The organism is Imperialibacter roseus (assembly GCF_032999765.1).
GTDB lineage: Bacteria > Bacteroidota > Bacteroidia > Cytophagales > Cyclobacteriaceae > Imperialibacter > Imperialibacter roseus.
This window is the reverse complement of record NZ_CP136051.1, coordinates 2,643,903-2,664,456: the sequence shown is the minus strand read 5'-3', so window position 1 is coordinate 2,664,456 and position 20,554 is coordinate 2,643,903. Positions and strand designations below refer to the sequence as shown.

15 protein-coding genes are annotated in these 20,554 nt (G+C 45.2%); 9 read left to right on the top strand and 6 right to left on the bottom strand.

Annotated features, from left to right (window positions below):
• Positions 1 to 74: 74 nt before the first annotated feature.
• Positions 75 to 1,607, bottom strand: a complete 1,533-nt coding sequence (locus RT717_RS11050; protein WP_317490279.1) for an IS1634 family transposase — start codon at positions 1,605 to 1,607, stop codon at positions 75 to 77.
• 99 nt (positions 1,608 to 1,706) lie between these two features.
• Here RT717_RS11050 and RT717_RS11045 point away from each other — a divergent pair, with 99 nt between their 5' ends.
• From RT717_RS11045 to RT717_RS11005, 9 genes are all read left to right on the top strand, one after another.
• Positions 1,707 to 1,970 carry a T9SS type A sorting domain-containing protein gene (locus tag RT717_RS11045; protein ID WP_317491793.1) on the top strand — a complete coding sequence of 88 codons (264 nt, stop codon included), beginning with the start codon at positions 1,707 to 1,709 and terminating at the stop codon, positions 1,968 to 1,970.
• 475 nt (positions 1,971 to 2,445) lie between these two features.
• A complete protein-coding gene (locus RT717_RS11040) occupies positions 2,446 to 5,517 on the top strand; it encodes a SusC/RagA family TonB-linked outer membrane protein (RefSeq protein WP_317491792.1) in 3,072 nt (1,023 codons plus the stop codon).
• Between the two features lie 46 nt (positions 5,518 to 5,563).
• Complete coding sequence (locus RT717_RS11035; RefSeq protein ID WP_317491791.1) at positions 5,564 to 7,309, top strand: RagB/SusD family nutrient uptake outer membrane protein; 1,746 nt, start codon at positions 5,564 to 5,566, stop codon at positions 7,307 to 7,309.
• A 156-nt stretch (positions 7,310 to 7,465) separates the two neighbouring features.
• Positions 7,466 to 8,482 carry a phosphatidylinositol-specific phospholipase C1-like protein gene (locus tag RT717_RS11030; RefSeq protein ID WP_317491790.1) on the top strand — a complete coding sequence of 339 codons (1,017 nt, stop codon included), beginning with the start codon at positions 7,466 to 7,468 and terminating at the stop codon, positions 8,480 to 8,482.
• A 71-nt stretch (positions 8,483 to 8,553) separates the two neighbouring features.
• Positions 8,554 to 9,891: an alkaline phosphatase PhoX gene (locus RT717_RS11025; RefSeq protein WP_317491789.1), complete on the top strand. Its 1,338-nt coding sequence runs from the start codon at positions 8,554 to 8,556 to the stop codon at positions 9,889 to 9,891.
• An 89-nt stretch (positions 9,892 to 9,980) separates the two neighbouring features.
• Entirely contained in the window at positions 9,981 to 10,232 is a 252-nt protein-coding gene (locus tag RT717_RS11020) for a hypothetical protein (RefSeq protein ID WP_317491788.1), read from the top strand.
• A gap of 139 nt (positions 10,233 to 10,371) precedes the next feature.
• Complete coding sequence (locus RT717_RS11015; protein ID WP_317491787.1) at positions 10,372 to 13,287, top strand: GH92 family glycosyl hydrolase; 2,916 nt, start codon at positions 10,372 to 10,374, stop codon at positions 13,285 to 13,287.
• Positions 13,288 to 13,344: 57 nt separating this feature from the next.
• Positions 13,345 to 13,842: a hypothetical protein gene (locus tag RT717_RS11010; RefSeq protein ID WP_317491786.1), complete on the top strand. Its 498-nt coding sequence runs from the start codon at positions 13,345 to 13,347 to the stop codon at positions 13,840 to 13,842.
• 232 nt (positions 13,843 to 14,074) lie between these two features.
• Positions 14,075 to 16,123, top strand: a complete 2,049-nt coding sequence (locus RT717_RS11005; protein ID WP_317491785.1) for a HelD family protein — start codon at positions 14,075 to 14,077, stop codon at positions 16,121 to 16,123.
• 253 nt (positions 16,124 to 16,376) lie between these two features.
• Here the strand turns inward: RT717_RS11005 and RT717_RS11000 are convergent, their stop codons facing one another.
• The 5 genes from RT717_RS11000 to RT717_RS28500 form a co-directional block, all read right to left on the bottom strand.
• The gene (locus RT717_RS11000) at positions 16,377 to 17,783 is read right to left on the bottom strand and encodes a complex I subunit 5 family protein (protein ID WP_317491784.1); all 1,407 of its coding nucleotides are present in this window, start codon (positions 17,781 to 17,783) and stop codon (positions 16,377 to 16,379) included.
• Positions 17,784 to 18,046: 263 nt separating this feature from the next.
• Positions 18,047 to 19,267, bottom strand: a complete 1,221-nt coding sequence (locus RT717_RS10995; RefSeq protein ID WP_317491783.1) for an aminotransferase class I/II-fold pyridoxal phosphate-dependent enzyme — start codon at positions 19,265 to 19,267, stop codon at positions 18,047 to 18,049.
• 104 nt (positions 19,268 to 19,371) lie between these two features.
• The gene (locus RT717_RS10990) at positions 19,372 to 19,593 is read right to left on the bottom strand and encodes a hypothetical protein (RefSeq protein ID WP_317491782.1); all 222 of its coding nucleotides are present in this window, start codon (positions 19,591 to 19,593) and stop codon (positions 19,372 to 19,374) included.
• Positions 19,580 to 20,251, bottom strand: a complete 672-nt coding sequence (locus RT717_RS10985; protein ID WP_317491781.1) for a methyltransferase domain-containing protein — start codon at positions 20,249 to 20,251, stop codon at positions 19,580 to 19,582. The genes RT717_RS10990 and RT717_RS10985 overlap by 14 nt, the downstream gene beginning before the upstream one ends.
• 77 nt (positions 20,252 to 20,328) lie before the next feature.
• Positions 20,329 to 20,544, bottom strand: a complete 216-nt coding sequence (locus tag RT717_RS28500) for a GDCCVxC domain-containing (seleno)protein (protein WP_394854129.1) — start codon at positions 20,542 to 20,544, stop codon at positions 20,329 to 20,331.
• Positions 20,545 to 20,554: the final 10 nt, after the last annotated feature.

The following is a 20,554-nucleotide window of genomic DNA, read 5'->3' as shown; positions in this document are numbered from 1 at the left end:
AACCTGATGGAAAGCCGGATATCTATGTATCCGGCTTTTTTATTGCCATCAAATCTACGGCTTTCCTGACTTCATCACTGGGACACCCAATCTTCTTGGAATAATTGGATAAGGTTTTTTTGCTCTTGGGTTTTATCGAGGAGCATAAGTTTGGTTTCCTGAGATTGCGGCATGTTTAAAGTCAGCCCGAATATCGTTTTCATAATATCGATGGCTTTTTCAGCGCTGATCGATGCCTCCTTGTCTTTTAGCTTTCGTTCCAGTTCTTTGTAAAGCTTACAAGCAGCGAAGGCGATACAGATGTGGGCTTCAATTCTTCTTTTCTTGTAATGGTATATCGGTCTTATCCTTAAATCGGTTTTCGTTATTCTAAATGTTCTTTCGACTTGCCATAACTGGCGATAATAGTCCATGACTGTTTGAGCTTCCAGTCGTGTATTGGTGATGTATCCTTTCAGGCCGTCCCACTTTGAGTCGTCTTTAAATTTTTGTTCATCAATGGTGATCTTTATATCTCCTTCTAGCCTGAGGTATTTATTATAGCCTTTATTGTTGATGTGCTTTTTGGTGAGCTTGCCCGTGTTCAATTGCTTTTTAAGACGTTCTAACCCCTTGGATCTGTTTTTGGCATCATTGGCCGCCCTTGCGGTAGAATATTGGACGATTATCCGTAAGCCATCCTGCCTGACTATTTCTACATATTGTTTATCACTAAGACCTGATGTAAAGATTTTTTGTTTGATAGCTTCACTTTCATTCTTAATCCTGGCTCCTATTATGAAGTTGTAATCTGCTGCTTGTAGTGTGGTTATGTTCTTGTTTGACATAAGACCTGCATCGGCAACTACAATGAACTGTTGGGCATTGTACTTGTTTTTGAAAGCTTCTATGACAGGAAGCATCGTATGGCCTTCAAACTTATTGCCTTCAAAAATCTCATAATCGAGTGGATAGCCTTGCTCTGCCACCAAAAGCCCCAGCACTATTTGTGGGTTACTGTGCTTGCCATCTTTGCTAAAACCGGCTTTTCGCAAGTCATCTTCGTCAGCAGCCTCAAAATATAGAGTGGTTACATCGTAAAAGACAACTCCCAGCTTTTTACCCAAGATGTTCACAGTATGATGGAAGCTTATTGCTTTGATCTGCTCTATGTCCTGGGAATGAAGTTTATCCATAAACCGGTAAACTTCATTGACATGAAGGCTAATGCCTTTGTACTTCTGAAGATAATCAATGGTCTTTAACTTGCTAACAGGATAAACTAATCTGGAGATGACCAAGTGTCTAAAAAGCTCTCCCTTTACTCTATTAAAACCTATTTCATCAAAGAGCTTCCCTAATATTAATTCCGGCCCCAGTAATTGTAGCTGCTCGATATTGTCATAAACAGCTTTGAAAAAATGCTCGTCAGTGCCAACATTGAAATCAAGAACAGATTGGCCCCCATAACAACGAACGTATTCTCTAGCTTGAATCATCAAAACGTCAACCTCAGATTTGCTCGAAGAGCTTCCTATGGTTTTATGCACTCTATAGCTACCCGAACTTTTGTCGATCACCTGCACACTAATGACACCTGACTTGTTCTTCTTCTGCCTGATAAACATGGCACAAATCTAAAAAAACAGCGCCTGGGACACCCAAGACACCTAGAAAAACAAGCCTCATCTTAAAATAACAAACCTTTTGACTTTTTTGAGAGCAAAATGATGAAGTCAGGAGTGCTGGGAGTGGAAGATGAAATAGCCCTTTCCATCTATCCAAACCCTGCACAAGACCATATAAACATTGCCGGCATGGGCCAAATGACAGTAAGGCTACTAAGCCTGTCAGGTGATGTAGTGAGCAATACAGCGTTTATCGATCAAATTACTATCGACCTGGGATCATTGCCTCAGGCCATGTACCTACTGGAAATTACTAATAACTCACAACAACGAACAGTGCGACGAATTGTAAAGTCTAATTAACTCAGCTAAACAGAATAACAACCTGATGGAAAGCCGGATATCTATGTATCCGGCTTTTTTATTGCCATCAAATCTACGGCTTTCAAGTCCATGGCTGTATCGCTCAAAACACAAAAAATATTTTCAAAGCCAAGGGCTGCTTGTTGCTGGTAAAGTTACCAAACCGTTATCGGTTATTCTCGCTATACTTTTTTCCCCGGCAAGCTCATCCCAGGGCTAACTTGTTACTTTTCTGTCGATTATGTTATCGTATTTAGTCTTTTGTCCCACCCGGGTAACGTCACCTATTTCCAAGGCAGATGCTCAATGTCAAAAATGTATTAAATACATCGCCAAAGCTTAGTGAACCACTAACCTAAGCTTAACAAAGAGTTTCATCTCCTGTTTCTATTCCGCTTTTATTTTGGGGTTTCCTTTAGCCGGGAGAAGGCTGAAAGGGAAAATTCATTCATCCATAATTTCTAAAAGCTTTTCTATGAAAAATTTTTACCAGCTGCTCCTTACGGGGCGCCACCCGCTAGCAAAGGGAGTAAAGTCCTTTTTGATAGCGGGATTGTTATTCTTCATCAGTCTGCCGTCACAAGACTTGCTGGCAAGAGGCAATATGTTTCAGGCAGGAGTAGTAGTGACAGGAAATGTAACAGATGAGGAAGGTGCCGCAATGCCCGGAGTTAATATTCTTGAGAAGGGAACCATCAACGGAACCGTGAGCGATGTGAACGGGAGCTACAGGCTAAATGTATCGTCTACCAACGCAGTCCTGGTTTTCAGCTTTGTGGGAGCTGAAACAAAAGAAGTGACGGTTGGCGGTCAATCGGAAATTTCCGTGTCGTTAGCAGGAAGCGCTGAGACGCTTTCGGAACTTGTTGTGATTGGTTACGGAACACAGAAAAAATCTGACGTTACAGGTGCCATCGGCTCTCTAAAGAGCGAAAGCTTCAACCAGGGGGTTGTTACCAACCCCGGTCAGCTTTTGCAAGGTAAAGTTTCAGGCGTAAATGTCACTACTGCCAGTGGCGAGCCCGGTGCTGCCCAAAACGTAATTATTCGTGGTGTCGGGAGCTTGCGCTCAGGCACACAGCCGCTCTACGTGGTAGATGGTTTTTTGCTTGACAACTCTTCTCAAGGTGTGGATACCAACCCTCTTAACTTTCTGAACCCCAACGATATTGCGAGTATTGACGTGCTGAAAGACGCCAGCGCTACGGCTGTGTACGGTTCCAGAGCGTCTAATGGGGTTGTTGTAATCACTACTAAGAAAGGACAAGCGGGAAAAACTGAAATGAATTTTTCAGCATCTACGGCCTGGTCTTCTATGTCTAATCAAATAGATGTTTTCAGTGCCGACGAGTTTCGTAAGCAAGTGGTAGCACAGGGAGGAACTTTGGACGACTTTGGGGGAAACACAAACTGGCAGGATGAACTGACTCAAACAGGTGCATCAAAAAAGATCGACTTCTCGATTGGCGGAGCGGCCACTGAGAAATTTTCCTACTTCACATCAGTTGGCTTTCAGGACCAGGAAGGCATCCTGAAGAACAGCAACCTGAAACGTTATTCCGGGAAACTGAACATGAACCAAAAGGCGCTTAACGGTAGGCTGAATGTGGATTATAATCTTACGGCGTCTCATACAGAAAATTTGCGCCCGAGTATCACTTCCACCATTAGTGACATGATCAATTTGAACCCAACTATTCCCGCATATACCGACGGTGAGCCTACCTCATTGATCACAAATGCCCTGAATCCCCTGAAAAGGTATGAACTATACAGTGACCAGGCTATCAATAACCGTATTTTGGCAAGCATTTCACCATCAATAGAAATACTTGACGGCCTTGTTTACAAGCTCAACCTGGGTATTGATTATTCCGCTACAAACAGGGATCAGCAATACAAACCTTTTCCTTCTGTTGTAAACGAGTCAAATATTTCAAATGGGTCACTGTCTACTTCGATTAGTGGAAATACCAATCAGCTGGTAGAGAATACAGTTAATTACAATTGGAACAAGGATGTTCACAATGTCACGGTGCTGGCGGGGCATTCTTACCAAAACTTTTTGGTAGAAGACAGGAATTTCTCTTACCGGGGCTTTGCCAATAACAACATAGAGCCCAGGTACCAGGATCAAACAAGCACAACAGCCTATCCAACCACCGTAAATTCGTCCGCCGTTAAAAACGAGCTACAGTCATACTTCGGAAGAGTGAATTATACCTACAACGACAAGTATTTGTTTACTGCGACGCTTCGTGCTGATGGATCGTCGAAGTTTGGCGATAACAACAAATATGGTTACTTCCCTTCAGTGGCCCTGGGATGGAACATCAGTAATGAAGACTTTATGGCCAATTCGGTTTTCAACAACCTGAAGTTGCGTACAAGCTGGGGCCAAACGGGTAACCAGGAGATTCCCTCCAAAATCACCAAAGCCAGCTATTCGGAAGACCGGTTAATCACAGGTGGTCAAAGTCTCAATACTTATCCTTTAGATCCGGATGCTACTGCCATTGGCGGATATCCATACGGAATAGTTTTTACCCGTTTGGCGAATCCCAATCTGCAATGGGAAGTATCTACGCAAATTAATGCAGGCATTGATTTCACAATCTTTGATAGCCAATTGTCTGGTAGTGTAGATTACTTTAACAAAGAGTCGTCGAATATACTGTTGGAAGTTACTCCAGCCGACCCTGTTCAACCTACTGCCACCTACTGGACTAATATCGAGGACATGAAGATCCAGAACAATGGTTTCGAATTGGCATTAGACTATAATGGTAAGACAAGCAGCGATTTCTCCTATAACATCGGAGGCAACATCACCTACATTCAAAACAAGGTAGTAGACTCTCCCTATTCTGTGCTGACCACAGGAGCGGCCCAGGGCTCGGGCCAAACAGGTGCAACGATTAACGGCTACGTTAACAATGAGCCGATAGGTGCATTCTACATGTTTCAGTTTGAAGGTATTGGTGAAGATGGCCTGAACGTGTTCAAAGACATTAACAGCGACAATGCGACGCTCGACAATGACCGCAGTGTAGTTGGTAGTGCTATTCCAAAACTTATCTATGCCTATCATCTAAACTTTAAGTACAGAGATTTTGATCTGGGCATTAATTTCAATGGTGTAGCAGGAAACAAGATTTACAACCATACAGCGATGACGCTGTTTACCAAAGCGCAGTTAACCAAGTCTAATAATACAACGGACTTCACCACGCAGTATCCTAATGAGGCCATTTCAAATGCCAATACTGTATCCACTCGCTATTTGGAGAATGGATCTTTTATGAGATTGAATAATGCTACACTGGCATACAATCTGCGAGGGGACAGGATCGGATTGAGAGACGCCATCCAAAATGTCCGTTTGTCACTGACTGGTCAAAACCTGTTTGTAGTAACAGACTACTCCGGATACGACCCTGAAATCAATACTGGATCAACCTCAGGGGAAATTCAAACCTTCGGCATAGACTATTTTACCTATCCTAAGGCAAGAACATTCCTGATAGGGCTTAATGTAACATTCTAAAAAGGACACAGACGGTTCTTTTGTAACACACAAAAAAAGAAATCAGATGAATAATATAAGATTTAACAAAGTGCTGCCGGTAGCTATATTTTTGCTTACTTTCTTCGGCTGTACCTCATTGGAAGAAGATGTTCTTGATGAGTCGCTGACTGGAACTGGTCAGGCAGAAGTTGTGAGTGGGTCAATAGCGCCAGTTTATGGCCTTCTCCGTCAGGTATGGTTGCATACTGTTAATTTTGGACTGCAGGAGGTGGCCTCTGACGAGGCCATCCTTCCATATCGTGGCGGTACCGACTGGTACGATGGCGGCAAATTCATAGCAGTGCACCAGCATCTCATGACGCCCAGCAATTCGCTGGTAGGCGACTCCTGGACCTATATCACGTTATGTCTCTCCCGGGCAGTTATAGCTGAGGAGAGATTGCGCCCGGAAGCTGAAAAGGGTAATCAACAAGCTCAGGCGGCACTTTATGAGATGATTGCAATGAATGCCTACCTCAACATGCTGGCGCTCGACAACTGGGGGCTTGTTTTCAAGAAAGAGCGGTCGGATCAGGTATCTGTCATTCTGAGGAGACAAGAAGCCATCGATTATATTGAAGGCAAACTTCTGTCAGTGGTGGACGTGATGGGCAACGATAATGGTCCTGGGAGACTTAATAAAGACGCTGTGAGTGGCTTGTTGGCTCGTTTATACCTCAATGCTGCTGTTTATCGTGATCCTTACGGTACACCTAACTTTAAGAAAGAGGACATGGACAAAGTGATTCAATACACCAGCAATGTTATTTCCGGATCTCATTCGTTGTCGGCGGAATATTTTGACTTGTTTAGCGACGACAACCACACTAACTCTGAACTTATTTTCGCCCTTGACCAAAGAGGGGTGCTGGAAACCGAGCACAGCCGTTGGGCCTACTGGCCAATATCCGGTGATCAGGTGCCAAGACCAGAATTCCCAAGCACAAGAGGTACAGATGCTGTAGCAGCCACCCCTGATTTCTTTCAGAATTGGGTTGATGCCTATGGGAGTGTAGATCCTGCGGATGCCGATGCCCGTTTTTTTATGGAGAACACGATCATCCCGGAAGAACTCAAAGACCTTACCGGCGTAACCCCCGAAAATGACTCAGAACACTACTATTGCATTGAGGCTGAGAAGTTTGAAATAGACAGAGGCATACTTCGCGGTATTATATGGGGGCCCAGAAAGGATGCAGGAGGCAAAATCTTAACTTGCGACGATGGAACTGTAAGGATATATCCTGTTATCAATAAAAGAACCAGTGGTGCCAACATTCGCTACGTGGACCATAACCTCAATGTTGATTTCACTGAACAGGGAAGTCTGCACAACACAGGTTACAGATTCTCAAAATATCAGTTTAGCCACACGGCTACCAACTGTTGTTCTTACAGCAGTGTGGACGTGGTTTTGATCCGGTTGGGAGAAATGTATTTGATGCGTGCCGAAGCGAAGCTAAGAAATGGCGACAATGCCGGAGTGCTCGCAGATGTGAATACCCTGAGAACTTCCAGAACGGCCCGCCCATCACAAACGCCGGAAGCCTTGACTTCTATTGACCTGGACGTGTTGTTCCGTGAAACTGGTTTCGAATTGTATTGGGAAGGCCTGAGAAGAACCTATCAGATACGCTTTGGAAAATACGAAGACAGCTGGACTGGTAAGACCGACAGTGATGTGCACAAAAGATTATTCCCTATTCCGCAGAAAGCCATCGACGGTGCTTCCAGTGAAAAAGGATTTTTAGTCCAAAACGAAGGCTATTGATTTTATAACAAAATAGTGTATTGATTAAAGGTCGGGAGCTAAAGCTTTCGACCTTTTTTACCTCATCCAACGCCTATGAAACCCTTACATAAATTCCTTATTTTAACTGTAGCCATTTGCTTGTCATTTGTCTCCATAAAAGCTCAGGAGCTCAAAATGAACCAGACGCAAGTTATTGGCAGCCACAATAGTTACAAAATCGGTATCGAGAAGCCATTGATGGATCTGATCGTATCCCAAAATCCGGAAGCAAAAGGTTTGGCCTATGAACACATTTCTATAACCAACCAACTCGATCTGGGCCTGAGAAGCCTGGAAATCGATGTCGTGTATGACCCGGAAGGAGGGCGATTCTCGCATCCGAAAGGACTGGAAATGCTTACCTCCATGGGACTGGAGCCTGCACCTTACAAAACGGAGGCCATGAACAAGCCGGGTTTCAAAGTACTTCATGTGCCTGACATCGACTTCAGGAGTCATTGCGCCACTTTCATGGGATGTCTGTCTGATATCCGTGAATGGTCAAGAGCTCACAGCGATCACTTGCCCATCATCATTACCATCAATCCAAAGACCACAGGGCTGGAGAGGCCTGGTTTTGCAGAAGTCCTACCTTTTGACAGAAAAGTACTGGATGCCCTGGATGGGGAGATTCTTGAGGTTTTTAATGACAGCGAACTAGTTACCCCGAAACAGGTTAAAGGGAAGCAAGCAACGTTACGAAAAGCAATTATTGACAAAGGATGGCCCGACCTGGCGAAGGTGAGAGGAAAGATACTTTTCGTATTTGATGCCGGAAAGGAGCTGACAGACCTGTACCTGGAAGGTGATCAAGCCTATACACGACCCATGTTTTCGAATACCGACCTCGCCAACCCACACGCTGCTTTTTTCATCATGAATGACCCCATCGGGCAGGAAAAAGAGATAACAGAACGGGTGAAACAGGGATTTATGGTTCGCACCCGGTCAGATGCCGACACCAGGGAGGCACGTACTGGAGACAAGACCAGGTTTGAAGCAGCCACTCGGTCTGGAGCGCAGGTGATCACTACCGACTATTACCTGAAGTCGCTGAGCCCTGGCAAAGATTTTGAGATTATTTTTGTTGATGGCAGGTATCAGCGATGCAATCCTGTGTTGACAAATTCATCAACATGCGATCTGCCATAATGCAAATGTTTAAATACCCTTCGGGAACAAATCCTATTAACTTTATAACCTTTAACTAAACTCTCAAGCCAGTGAAACGCCGCACTTTCCTTTACCAAACCTCAGTAGTATCTCTTGGTTTTTTGTCCTTGTCCAGATGCGTGCAAAAGGGGCGGGACACCACCGAATCAACCGTTTTGCCATTAAAAGCCGACCCGGAGAAATACCTGGATTTGCCGGAAGGCTTCTCCTACAAAGTCATTTCCAAAGCGGGCAAAACAATGAACGACGGCCTTCGGGTTCCCGGCAGGGCCGATGGGATGGGCGCATTTACACGAGCTGATGGCAAAGTTGTCATTATCCGCAACCATGAAAACAGCCCTGCCCCGTTGGAAAACAGTCCTTTTGGAGTTGAAAGAGAGTTGTTGGGCACGATTGATAGCTCAAAACTTTATGATGCAGGAAAAGGCGAGCTTCCCGGGCTTGGTGGCACAACCACATTGATCTACGATGAAGAAAAGGAAGTGGTAGTTGAAGAATTCATGAGCCTTGCAGGCACCTACCGCAACTGTGCGGGGGGAGTCACCCCATGGAATAGCTGGCTTACCTGTGAGGAGGACACCACCAGGGCCGATGGCGAAAACATCGAAAAAGACCATGGCTATGTGTTTGATATACCTGCTGATGCTCCCGGGCTGGTTGAACCACGACCTATTAAAGCCATGGGCCGTTTCAACCACGAAGCCGTAGCGGTAGATCCGCAAACGGGTATCATTTATCAAACCGAAGATGCATCGGATAGCCTTATCTATCGTTTTATTCCCGAAAACCCCGAAGACCTGCATAAGGGAGGAAAGCTTCAGGCGTTGGCGGTAGGTAATCGACCCAAACTAGACACCAGAAACTGGAAGGAGCGAGGTGTAGAGCAGGGGGTAGGTTACCCTGTGGTATGGCAGGATGTGGACGAAGTAGATTCTCCGCTCGACGACCTCAGGATCAGAGGATTTGAAGCGGGAGCGGCCTGTTTTGCCCGGGGTGAGGGCATGTGGCATGCCGACGGGCAAATCTACTTTGCCTGCACCAATGGTGGCCCCAAAAATTTTGGGCAAATATTCCGATATGACATTGAAAAAGAGGAGCTCGTGTTGTTCGCTGAATCAGAAGACAAAACGGTGCTGCACATGTGCGACAATGTGACCATTGCTCCCTGGGGAGAAGTTTTAGTTTGCGAAGACAACGGTGAGCTCAACCGCATGCACCTCATCAGCAAAGATGGAGAGCTGCGCCAGTTTGCCGTGAACCGGAGCTCAAAATCTGAACTGACCGGTGCCGTTTTTTCACCTTCAGGCAAAACGCTCTTTGTCAATATCCAGGAAAATGGCGAAACAGTCGCTATCACTGGCCCCTGGGAAAAGCTTCAGGCAGTGTAGCGTACGGTTTAAAAGAAGGGGCTGTTTTGGTGAACCAGAGTGGCTCCTTAACTTGCGTGAAAATTCACACAAACCATTCTCCTTCCTCTATGTTTCACGGCTCAGATTTCCCTACAACACTTGACGAACAAGTTTTTAACGATTGGTTGGAAGCCGGCCGCAACAGCAAGCTGAGTTATACCTATATGCTCATCATTTGGGACGAACTGGACTCGAAGTATCTGCCAGTATATGCCGAGGCCCGGGAGAAAATACAGACCTACGAAAGATATCCCGGCGCAAGCAGCAACGAATCGCTAATAGCGGCCTATGATTTGTATTCGGAATCGAAGGTGGCTTAGAAATTATTGCGAAGAGCGTTTTCAGATTGCATGTGATAACCTCATCACCATCGTGGAGTAGCAACAAGTGACAAACTACTTTTCCCACGCAATTCCTTACCTTTACACCCCTGATTTTACCCTTGAAGAGCATCACCTAATGCACCACAAATTATCTTTTATAGCCTTTCTTCTTTTTGCACAGGTGGCCAGCTTAGCGGCCCAAACCAACAATGCCTCCCTGGTCAATCCCTTCATAGGCACGGGCGGCCACGGACATACTTATCCCGGCGCCAGCATGCCCTTTGGTATGGTGCAGCTCAGCCCCGATACCAGACTTGAAGGATGGGATGGATGTGGCGGCTATCACTATTCCGACTCGCTGATGTACGGCTTTTCGCACACTCACCTGAGTGGCACTGGCATTCCCGACTATTGCGACATACTCGTTATGCCTTTTACAGGCGACGTTCATTGGAACAACAGCGAGTATCGCTCACCATTTTCCCACAGCGAGGAAAAAGCCGAACCGGGGTATTATGAGGTTTTGCTGAAAAAACACAACATTTTGGCACGTCTGACCACAACCACACGGTCGGGAATGCATGAGTACACGTTTGAGAAAGCCGGCGAGGGCAAAATTTTATTGGATCTCAAGCACCGGGATGTGGTGCTGGAATCGTCAATGGAGATCGTCAACGACTATGAAGTCAGAGGCATGCGCCGCAGCAAAAGCTGGGCCGAGAATCAGGTGGTGTATTTTCATATCAAATTCGACAAGCCAATCAAAAACTACGGCATTGCCCTCAACGACACCTTGACAAGCGGGCTAAAAACTGCCGACGGATTGAACGTCAAATCTTATTTCAGTTTCGATTTGAAATCGGACAAAAAGCTGGCGATGAAGATTGGCATTTCGGGAGTGAGCATGGAAAATGCCTTACTCAACCTCGATGCAGAAATACCTGGGTTTGATTTTGAAGGAGTGAAAAAAGCGGCGCATACTGCCTGGAACAGGGAGCTGAGCAAAATTGACATAAAAGGTGGCACCCACGACCAGCAAGTTGCCTTTTATACCGCTTTGTACCATGCCAGCCTCAGCCCCAATACCTACACCGACGTGAACGGCGACTACCGTGGCACCGATTTGAAAGTACACACAATAGAAAAGGGTACCTATTACAGCGTTTTTTCCCTCTGGGACACTCACCGGGCCTTGCACCCGCTGCACACCATCATCAATCGTACCCGCACTACCGATTGGATCAATACGTTCCTCACGCAATACCAGCAGGGCGGCATGCTTCCTGTATGGGAGCTGAGTGGCAACGAAACGTTTTGCATGATCGGTTATCACTCGGTTCCAGTGATTGCCGATGCCTACCAGAAAGGTATTAGAGGATTTGACGCTGGCCTGGCTTTGGCCGCCATGACCGACTACGCCGAAAGCGACAGGTTTGGCCACAGGCAGTACATCCGGCAGGGCTATGTAAGCAACGATGTCGATCATGAAAGTGCTTCCAAAACAGTGGAATACGCCTACGACGATTGGTGCATTGCTCAGATGGCCAACTGGCTGGGTAAAAAGGACATCAGCGAGACCTACCTGCTGCGTGCCCAAAACTACAAGAACCTTTTTGACTACAACAACCGGTTCATCAGGGGCAAAGTGCAGGGCTTTTGGTACGCACCATTTCAAGCCAGTGAAGTCAATAACTTCTATACCGAGGGCAATGCCTGGCACTATTCGTTTACGGCCCAGCAAGACTTAAGCGGGTTAATAAAACTCTATGGGGGAAAAGAGAAGACGGCCGAGAAGCTGGAGGAATTGTTCACCACCAGCGAAGGGCTCAGTGGCCGTGACCAAAGCGACGTAACGGGACTTATTGGCCAGTATGCCCACGGTAATGAACCCAGCCATCACATGGCCTACCTGTTCGACTACGTGGGAAAACCCTGGCGTACGCAGGAGCTGGTGCATCAGATCAGCACGGAATTTTATCCCAACCAGCCCGACGGACTGATTGGCAACGAAGACTGTGGGCAGATGTCGGCCTGGTTTGTCTTCAGTGCCATGGGTTTTTACCCGGTCACACCCGGTAGTGGGGTTTATGCGATAGGAACACCTTTGTTCAACGAAGTGAAAATCCACCTGGAAAATGGTAAGACCTTTACCGTAAGTGCTCCTTTGGTGTCTGATAAAAACATCTATATCAATAAGATAACACTGAACGGTAAAGCAAGGAGCCAGACATACTTCAATCATGAAGACCTGGCCAACGGCGGTAACCTCACATTTGAAATGACCGACAAACCCAACAAGCAATTAGGCACATTGGAGGGGCAGATGCCATACACGGCCATTGCTGAAGGCGATTTTGTGGCGGTACCCTATTTCAATATGGACAACTTCAAATTCCAGGATTCGCTTCAGGTAGATATCATGTCGATGACTGAAGGAGCGGAAATTTTCTATTCGCTCAATGGCAGCCGACTTAAAAAATACACAACGCCCTTTTGGGTGAAAGAGACAGCAAAAGTGGAAGCTTATGTCAAGCGAGGGGCTGTGAACTCGCCTACCGTGGCGCAGCAGTTCTACCTGCTCCCCAACGACAAAACCATCGAGGTACTCAGTGAGGTATATCCCATGTACACTGCTGGAGGAAATGGAGCATTGATAGATGGCATCATTGGGACGGAAAATTGGAAAGCAGGGCAGTGGCAGAGCTACTACGACCAGGACTTTGAAGCAGTGGTCGACCTCAAAACTGAGCGCCCAATCAAACGGGTGGCGGTGCATGTGTTGCAGGACGTGAGCCCCTGGATTGTGTATCCCGAATCGGTAACCTTCGAAACGAGCAACGACGGGAAGATATTCACTCCGCTCACCGCTGTCAAAAACACCGTTCCGAAAGAGATGAGTGCTGCTGAAGTACAGTTTTTAGGGGCGGCGGTCAACGTAAAGGCCCGCTACGTAAAGGTAAAGGCCAAAACTGGAGGCAGGCTGCCACCTTCTCACGAAAGTGCCGGCAATCCCTCGCATTTGTTTATCGACGAGGTGGTGGTGGAGTATTGAGCTCTCCAACTGACAGAAGTCATTGCGGGCATTGGGATTACCACTTAACTTTCCTTTATGTCAAGTTTTAGGATAAGACCCCGATTCAAGCACCGTGTTGAAGCCGTCCAGAAACACGAGCTGGAGAGTACTATTTGTGCTGCGCTGGAGCAGAACAAACAATTCACTTTCACACACTTTCCTGATCATCTGTATATCAAGATTAACCCTGGCCAACGGCACATTTGGTCCCCACAACTGCATCTGTCATTTGATCAGGAGGGGAGCGACGTCACAGTAAGAGGCTTGTACGGCCCCAATCCAACTATTTGGGCATTTTTCTTTTTCGGCTACGTGGCCATTGGTATCCTGGCACTTTTCCTCGGCATGTGGGGCGCCAGCCTCTGGAGTTTGGGTAGGGATGCGTCGATTTTGTGGAGCATTCCGGGGCTCTTCTTTGTGGCATTGAGTTTATACGCTTTTAGCCAGGCAGGGCAAAAGTTTGGTGCCCAGCAAATGTTCGACATCCATCATTTTTACGAAAGCGTCGCACACGATAAGGTGATCGTGAGTTAACTGGCTTCAAGTCGATTTTCAGAGGGAAATTGTGCTAATGGGAGACAAAAACCTATCCGCTTGCCGTGAGTATAACGGAATGCTTTTTCGAAAAGTGCCACGATTTGACTTTAGTTTGGATTTATTTTTTTAGCCATGGCTGAATGGAAAACGGTGGATATATTGGAACCCTTTTCACCAAAATATCATCGCCATAGCACCATCTGAATCGACAAATCCAAAGGCCATTCATGTGACCGAAGAAGAGGAGCGAAGCTACCTCGACCTCATTTTGCAGCAACTGGAGTGGGCACTCCGGGAGATTAACAGCGAAACCAAACGGTTCTCCAAAGAATTCCGGGAGGAGCAACGCTACCTCTACGACCAGCGCTCGGGTATGGATGAAGCAGACCTCGTCTCTGCCGGACAATCGCATAAGCGCTTTGCCTTTCAGGGGCAGGTGGGCATTGAAGCCAGACGCAAAATCACCAAGCTCAGCGAGTCGCCTTATTTCGGACGGATTGACTTTACTCGTGAAGGGGCCATCGGTAGTTTGCCGAAGTGCCTGCCGATTTACATAGGCGTGCACTCGTTCATTCCTCAGGACTCGAGCGCTTATCCTATCTACGACTGGCGTGCCCCCGTGTCGTCCATGTTTTACGACTTTGAGCTGGGTGAAGCCTGGTACCAAACTCCAGCGGGCAAGGTGAACGGCCGTATTGAACTGAGGCGGCAATACCGAATTCGCCAGGGCAGGATGGAATACATGATTGAGAATTCGGTCAATATCCAGGACGACGTGCTGCAAAAGGAACTGAGGCTGTCGTCGGACGACAAGATGAAGAACATTGTAGCCACCATCCAGCGTGATCAAAATGCCATCATCCGCAACGAAACGTCGCCGGTGCTCATCATTCAGGGAGTGGCAGGATCTGGCAAAACATCCATCGCCATCCACCGGATTGCCTTTTTGTTGTACCGCTTCAAAGACGAGATCAGGTCTTCCGACATCCTCATCATTTCGCCCAACAAGGTGTTTGCTGATTATATTTCCAATGTGTTGCCGGAGCTGGGCGAGGCCAATATCCCCGAGATTGGGATGGAGGAGCTGGCCGGAGACCTGCTGGACAACAGATTCCGCTTTCAGACATTCCTGCAACAGGTTTTCACTACTATCAATGCTCAGGATCCATCGTTTCTTGAGCGTTTGCAATTCAAATCGACCGCCGATTTTGTCCGGGACTTGAACCGATACTTTGTACACCTGGAGAACCACTGGTTTTCGGCGGCCACTATACAGGTAGGGCGTGTGACCGTGCCGGCCGCCTTTGTGCAGGAAAAGTTTAGAGCACTTCAACGGCTACCCCTGCTGAACCGCATGCCTGAGGTCGCCAGTGAAGTGCAGCAGTATGTGCGCACTGCCCTGGGTCGCAAGTTGTCGGGGGCTGAAAAATCGCAGATTCGGGAGGCGCTGGTGGGCGCTTCGGAACGAGCGACCGTACTGGAACTCTACCGAGGTTTTTACCAGTGGCTCCACCGGGACGACCTGTTCGAAATGCCGGGCAATGTGCTGGAATATGCCGACGTGTTTCCCCTGATTTATTGCAAGATCAGGCTGGAGGGCATGGAGCCTTACCATCACGTGAAACACCTGGTGGTGGATGAAATGCAGGACTATACACCGATTCAGTATGCGGTCTTGTTGAGGCTGTTCCCTGCGAAAAAGACCATCCTGGGAGACACCAGCCAGGCGGTGAATCTTTACAGTTCTTCGGCGACGGATATTGAAAAGGTTTTTCCTCAGGCTGACATAGTGAAACTCCACCAGAGCTACCGCTCCACGTGGGAGATTACCCACTTCGCACTCCATATCAAAGCCAATCCGGAACTGATAGCCATGGAGCGGCATGGGCTGGTGCCGGAAGTGAAGGGTTTTCACACAACAGATGAGGAAGACGAAGAGCTCCGGCGATTGGTAGAACAATTCAGCCATTCCAATCACCAGATGCTGGCCATCTTGTGTAAAACGCCGACGCAAGCCAAAAAAGTCCATTCACTGCTCGAAGGTTCCAATGTGTATTTACTCACAGAGGAGAGCACCCATTTTAAAGAAGGTGTGGTGATTGCCACTATTCCTCTGGCCAAAGGGCTGGAATTTGACGAAGTGATTGTGCCCTTTGCTTCGGCTGAACACTATCAGTCAGAATCGGATCGTAACCTGTTGTATGTGGCATGCACCAGGGCCATGCATGAGCTAACGGTGACTTTTACCGGGGAGAGAACCAGATTCCTGGCGGCTTAATCCGAGTTCTCTTTGATGAGGCACATATCCAATTCTGTCTATCAATCGATTCTTACAAATCAATTACTCAGGTATGCTTAAGAGCCCCCTCTGTGACAGGAGATTTCCCCTTATCATAATTCACACAGGTATCAAAGACAGACTTACCTCTCTGCTGCCAATTTACCAGGGCTTTCTTCTTGGTTTCTGAGATGACCGGTGGTAAAGGATTCAATGCCGAAGTAGTGATGGCAATGCTAATCCTGTTTATTTGTCAAATTTTGAAGTAATCAATAATGTAAAAGCTGTAGGCTGAAAATGATACAGTTATTACTGAGCAAATAATAATTGCAACCTTCATTCCAATTGGTATGGGGTGTGTTTCTATTGGCAGCTTTTCTTTGTAGAAAAAAGCACTTTTTACAATGGGCCAGATATATAAAACGTTGACGATGCTCCCAAAAAGAAGAAAACCTGCTGCTGCATAATGCCCGGTATGAAGCTCTTCTAACAGCATCATATCTTTGCTATGGAATCCGGCTAAAAAAGGAAATCCCGTTATGGAGGCCCCAAATATAGCGACTGCAACTGCCAACCACTTTGTATGAGGAGCTATTTTTGCTATATCATTGGTCATTAAAGTCTTGTACAAGCTATTGTAAGTACCAGCAACATAAAATAATCCTGATTTAGCGATAGAGTGGGTTATGATATGAAGCATAGCCGCAACAATTGCTGTAGGTGTAGCAATTAGTATTGCGATGAGAATGTAGGATATTTGCCCAATTGTTGAATAGGAAAAGCGCACTTTTAAGTCATTTGCCCTTAAAGCTTTAAAGGAAGTGTAAACAGCCGTTATACCGCATAAATATATTAGCCATCCGCCCGTCCAGAAATTAGATGTAAGTGTTTGAAGAAATTCAAGTCCATAAATGTAGACCGCTGTTTTTGTTAAAACTATAGCTCCTGACTTAACCGCAGCGATAGAATGAATGAATGCGCTAACAGGTGCGGGTGCTATCATTGTTTTAGGTAGCCAGGTATGAAATGGAATTACAGAATTCTTAGAAATCCCTAAAACGAATAGAACCAAACATACAGCAGCTATTACCGGATAGTCTTGCAGTGCAGTATTAGGTTCTTCAAAAAAATTAAATTCTCCTGTAATTTCATACACGATGAAGATAGCTGGTAAGAACATTAAAAATGCAGGTAGCAAAATGTTCAATACATAATACCGGCCTATTTCTTTCGTATTTGCTCGTATGGTAATTAGTGGATAGGTTAGGGGGACTCCCAAAATATAGAATAGAAACATAGTGGGTGCATTTCCAGCTAACACGTTCGCAAGCAACACACTCACAACAATATTGAAAAAGATGAAAAACTTTTTCGTTTTATCTTGAAAATGATAGGCCGTGAAAGAGTACGAATATATTGTTGTAATTAACCACATTACATTAATGAGGAGCGCAAAAAACCAACTAAACTTGTCCAGGAAGAAATAAATAAAACCATAGATATGGAGCACTTCATTCGTAGCAATATGGAATGATAACAGGGTGATGTTTATTAACGCCAAAGACGATAATATCAAGTAGTAAAGCATTCTATTGGAAGCTTTGACCGGAACAGCCAAAACACCTACTAAAGGCACTAGAATAACTAGCAATAAAATCATAGACAATTGTAACGGGTTGTATATAATTCATTTCCGAATGAATACCCATAGGGCGACCACAACTCGGACATGTTCTAAATTCTCTGGGAATTTATTGAAATTTTTTACTTATTTACACCATATAGTTTGTTCAGTTAATTGCCCGATGAGGTAAACAGTTGTACCGGCGTATCTTCGGGTCATCTTACCCCAATGAGCTGTTTTTACCATGAGTAAATTGTCTTCATGGCATGTAACTTGTAAGACTGATACCTCATCCATCTCTATTTGTACTTACCTGAAATAAGATTCGCTCTGATTTCCTTAAATACTCCAATGGTCTTTTTTACATCTTCTAAGGTGTGAACAGCCGTAGGAATAAGTCTTAAAATGATCATTCCTTTAGGTACCACTGGGTAAACCACCATAGAACAGAACAATTGGTGATTTTCACGAAGATCACTTACCAGTGCAGTTGCTTCAGCTATGCTTCCATTCAGATACACAGGGGTCACTGGTGAGTTTGTATTCCCGATATCAAAACCGGCGCTCGTTAAGCCCTCTTGTAATGCATGTGTGACTTGCCAAAGTTTATCTCGTAATTCAGGTTGAGTCAGTATTAGATCAAGTCGCTTCAATGCACCATATACCATAGGCATTGGCAGTGCCTTTGCATAAATCTGCGAACGCATATTATATTTTAAGAAGAGAATGGCTTCTTTAGTACTTGCCACAAAGGCCCCGATACCAGCAAATGATTTTGCAAAAGTCGCAAAATAGAAATCTATCTTATCCTGAACGCCCTGTTCCTCACCTGTTCCAGCTCCGGTTTTACCCATGCACCCTATTCCATGCGCATCATCAACCAATAACGTAAAATCAAACTGTTCTTTTAGATCGGTAATTTCTTTCAGTTTACCCTGGTCGCCACGCATTCCAAATACTCCCTCAGTGATGAGTAGTATAGCGCCTCCTGTTTGTTCAACGATGTTTTGCGCTCGAACTAGTTGCTTTCGACAATCGTCAACATCATTGTGTTTAAAAACAAATCGCTTTCCGAGATGTAATCTCATACCATCAATAATGCAAGCGTGTGATTCCGCATCATATACAATTATATCATGACGATCAACCAGGCTATCGATGATAGATAGCATACCCTGATAACCATAATTCAATAAAAAGGCATCTTCTTTCCGGACATAAGCTGCTACTTGTTTTTCAAACTCTTCATGCAGTTTACTGTTTCCACTCATCATGCGTGCGCCCATAGGGTAGGCAAGTCCATACAATCTGGCGCCTTCACTGTCTGCTTTTCTTACTTCAGGATGATTCGCCAATCCTAAGTAATTGTTGAGGCTCCAGACTAATTTTTCTTGTCCATTGAAGGTCATTTTGTTACTTATATCACCTTCCAGTTTTGGATATGTGAAATAGCCATGTGCATAATGAGCATGATCACCCAGGGGACCAAGACGTGTTTTTATTTTATCGATAATTTTCATGTCATTCTTTTTTGCATATCAATTGTGCTGATCCTCGCTCTGCTTATCAGGCAGCGTTTTGTAGTACTTGAATCACGAGAAATGTATGGTGGCTTTTCCTTCGACTATGGAGGTGAAATGTTGCTGGAATTAAAAGTTATTTTCTCCAGGAGATGACTTATGTCTTCTTGCTCTTCCTTATTTTTTTCAAGCCGTTCTTTTAATATCTTTTCAAAGAAGACCCGGTATACTTCATCTGTGAGAATGTTTTGTTCGTTTACATGGGTGTAGCCAAATTTTCTTAATTTTTTCACACCCAGGGTTACTAATTCTTCAATGGTTATCATGAGGGCTATTTTTGATCCATAAATCCAGTGACCCGTCCATGTATGTTCTCTCTTTTCGGTAGCTTAAAGGAATTTTCATTCCGTTGGAACAGTAAGTAACTACCTTTGTTCCAAGTGGTAATTCTGTAAGTTGATGATGTATATATCTTAAGTATCTTTTATAATGGTCCACTGATAGTCTTACCGTATCGTCAATGCGCTGGTGAATGCATAGATTTTCCATAAAAGGATTGTAGAAATAAAAAGCATCATACTGCTTGAAATCAACAGAAAGAATATTGGCATGGATTGCCTGGGCGTTAGATAATCCATAATTATTAAATAGCGAATTGGAAACATCAACAAGGTATTTTCGCTGCTCGATACCCGTAAATATTCCGTTGGTTACGACAGCCCCCACCAGACAAAACTTACCTGCACCTGATCCGATATCCAGAACTTTAATACCCGGCCTGTCTACCAAAAGGCTTGCTGCCGCCTCTGCAACTTTCACGGGAGTCCAGTGAACTTTTGACTTCTGACGAACCGAATAAGGATAAATTTTGTCAAATTCGCTATCAGCAACATTAGCATTTAGCTTTAGTGAATCAATGACCATCGTTTGTACTTCGATTAATAATTTGTAATGTGTCGCCTCTGAAGGTTGTGTTACATCCACTCTCCCTGTACGAATCTTTATTCACCCATTCAGGCTTTCTCCATGCGCTTTAGGGTGAGGTAGCTCTTTTGGTGTATTCATTTATTTTTCGAGTTTATTTTTTGTTTTGCAGGGCATAACAGGTTGCTGTATTGACAATAAACACAGCATTCATCTTCACTCTTTATGGAGTATACTTCTCCACAGAAAACGCACCGGCTATTAAGATGCTTGCCTCTTTGAGGCATTTGTACCCGATATTTTGAATGACATGAGGGACATTCCAGTATGGCTTCTGTCTGTATTTTTGGCATTATTTAGTCA

Bases quoted from the DNA above. Each gene is read 5' to 3' on its own strand.
- RT717_RS11050 (WP_317490279.1), bottom strand. From the start codon at position 1,607: ATGTTTATCAGGCAGAAGAAGAACAAGTCAGGTGTCATTAGTGTGCAG.
- RT717_RS11045 (WP_317491793.1), top strand. From the start codon at position 1,707: ATGATGAAGTCAGGAGTGCTGGGAGTGGAAGATGAAATAGCCCTTTCC.
- RT717_RS11040 (WP_317491792.1), top strand. From the start codon at position 2,446: ATGAAAAATTTTTACCAGCTGCTCCTTACGGGGCGCCACCCGCTAGCA.
- RT717_RS11035 (WP_317491791.1), top strand. From the start codon at position 5,564: ATGAATAATATAAGATTTAACAAAGTGCTGCCGGTAGCTATATTTTTG.
- RT717_RS11030 (WP_317491790.1), top strand. From the start codon at position 7,466: ATGAACCAGACGCAAGTTATTGGCAGCCACAATAGTTACAAAATCGGT.
- RT717_RS11020 (WP_317491788.1), top strand. From the start codon at position 9,981: ATGTTTCACGGCTCAGATTTCCCTACAACACTTGACGAACAAGTTTTT.
- RT717_RS11015 (WP_317491787.1), top strand. From the start codon at position 10,372: ATGCACCACAAATTATCTTTTATAGCCTTTCTTCTTTTTGCACAGGTG.
- RT717_RS11010 (WP_317491786.1), top strand. From the start codon at position 13,345: ATGTCAAGTTTTAGGATAAGACCCCGATTCAAGCACCGTGTTGAAGCC.
- RT717_RS11000 (WP_317491784.1), bottom strand. From the start codon at position 17,783: ATGATTTTATTGCTAGTTATTCTAGTGCCTTTAGTAGGTGTTTTGGCT.
- RT717_RS10995 (WP_317491783.1), bottom strand. From the start codon at position 19,267: ATGAAAATTATCGATAAAATAAAAACACGTCTTGGTCCCCTGGGTGAT.
- RT717_RS10990 (WP_317491782.1), bottom strand. From the start codon at position 19,593: ATGATAACCATTGAAGAATTAGTAACCCTGGGTGTGAAAAAATTAAGA.
- RT717_RS28500 (WP_394854129.1), bottom strand. From the start codon at position 20,544: ATGCCAAAAATACAGACAGAAGCCATACTGGAATGTCCCTCATGTCAT.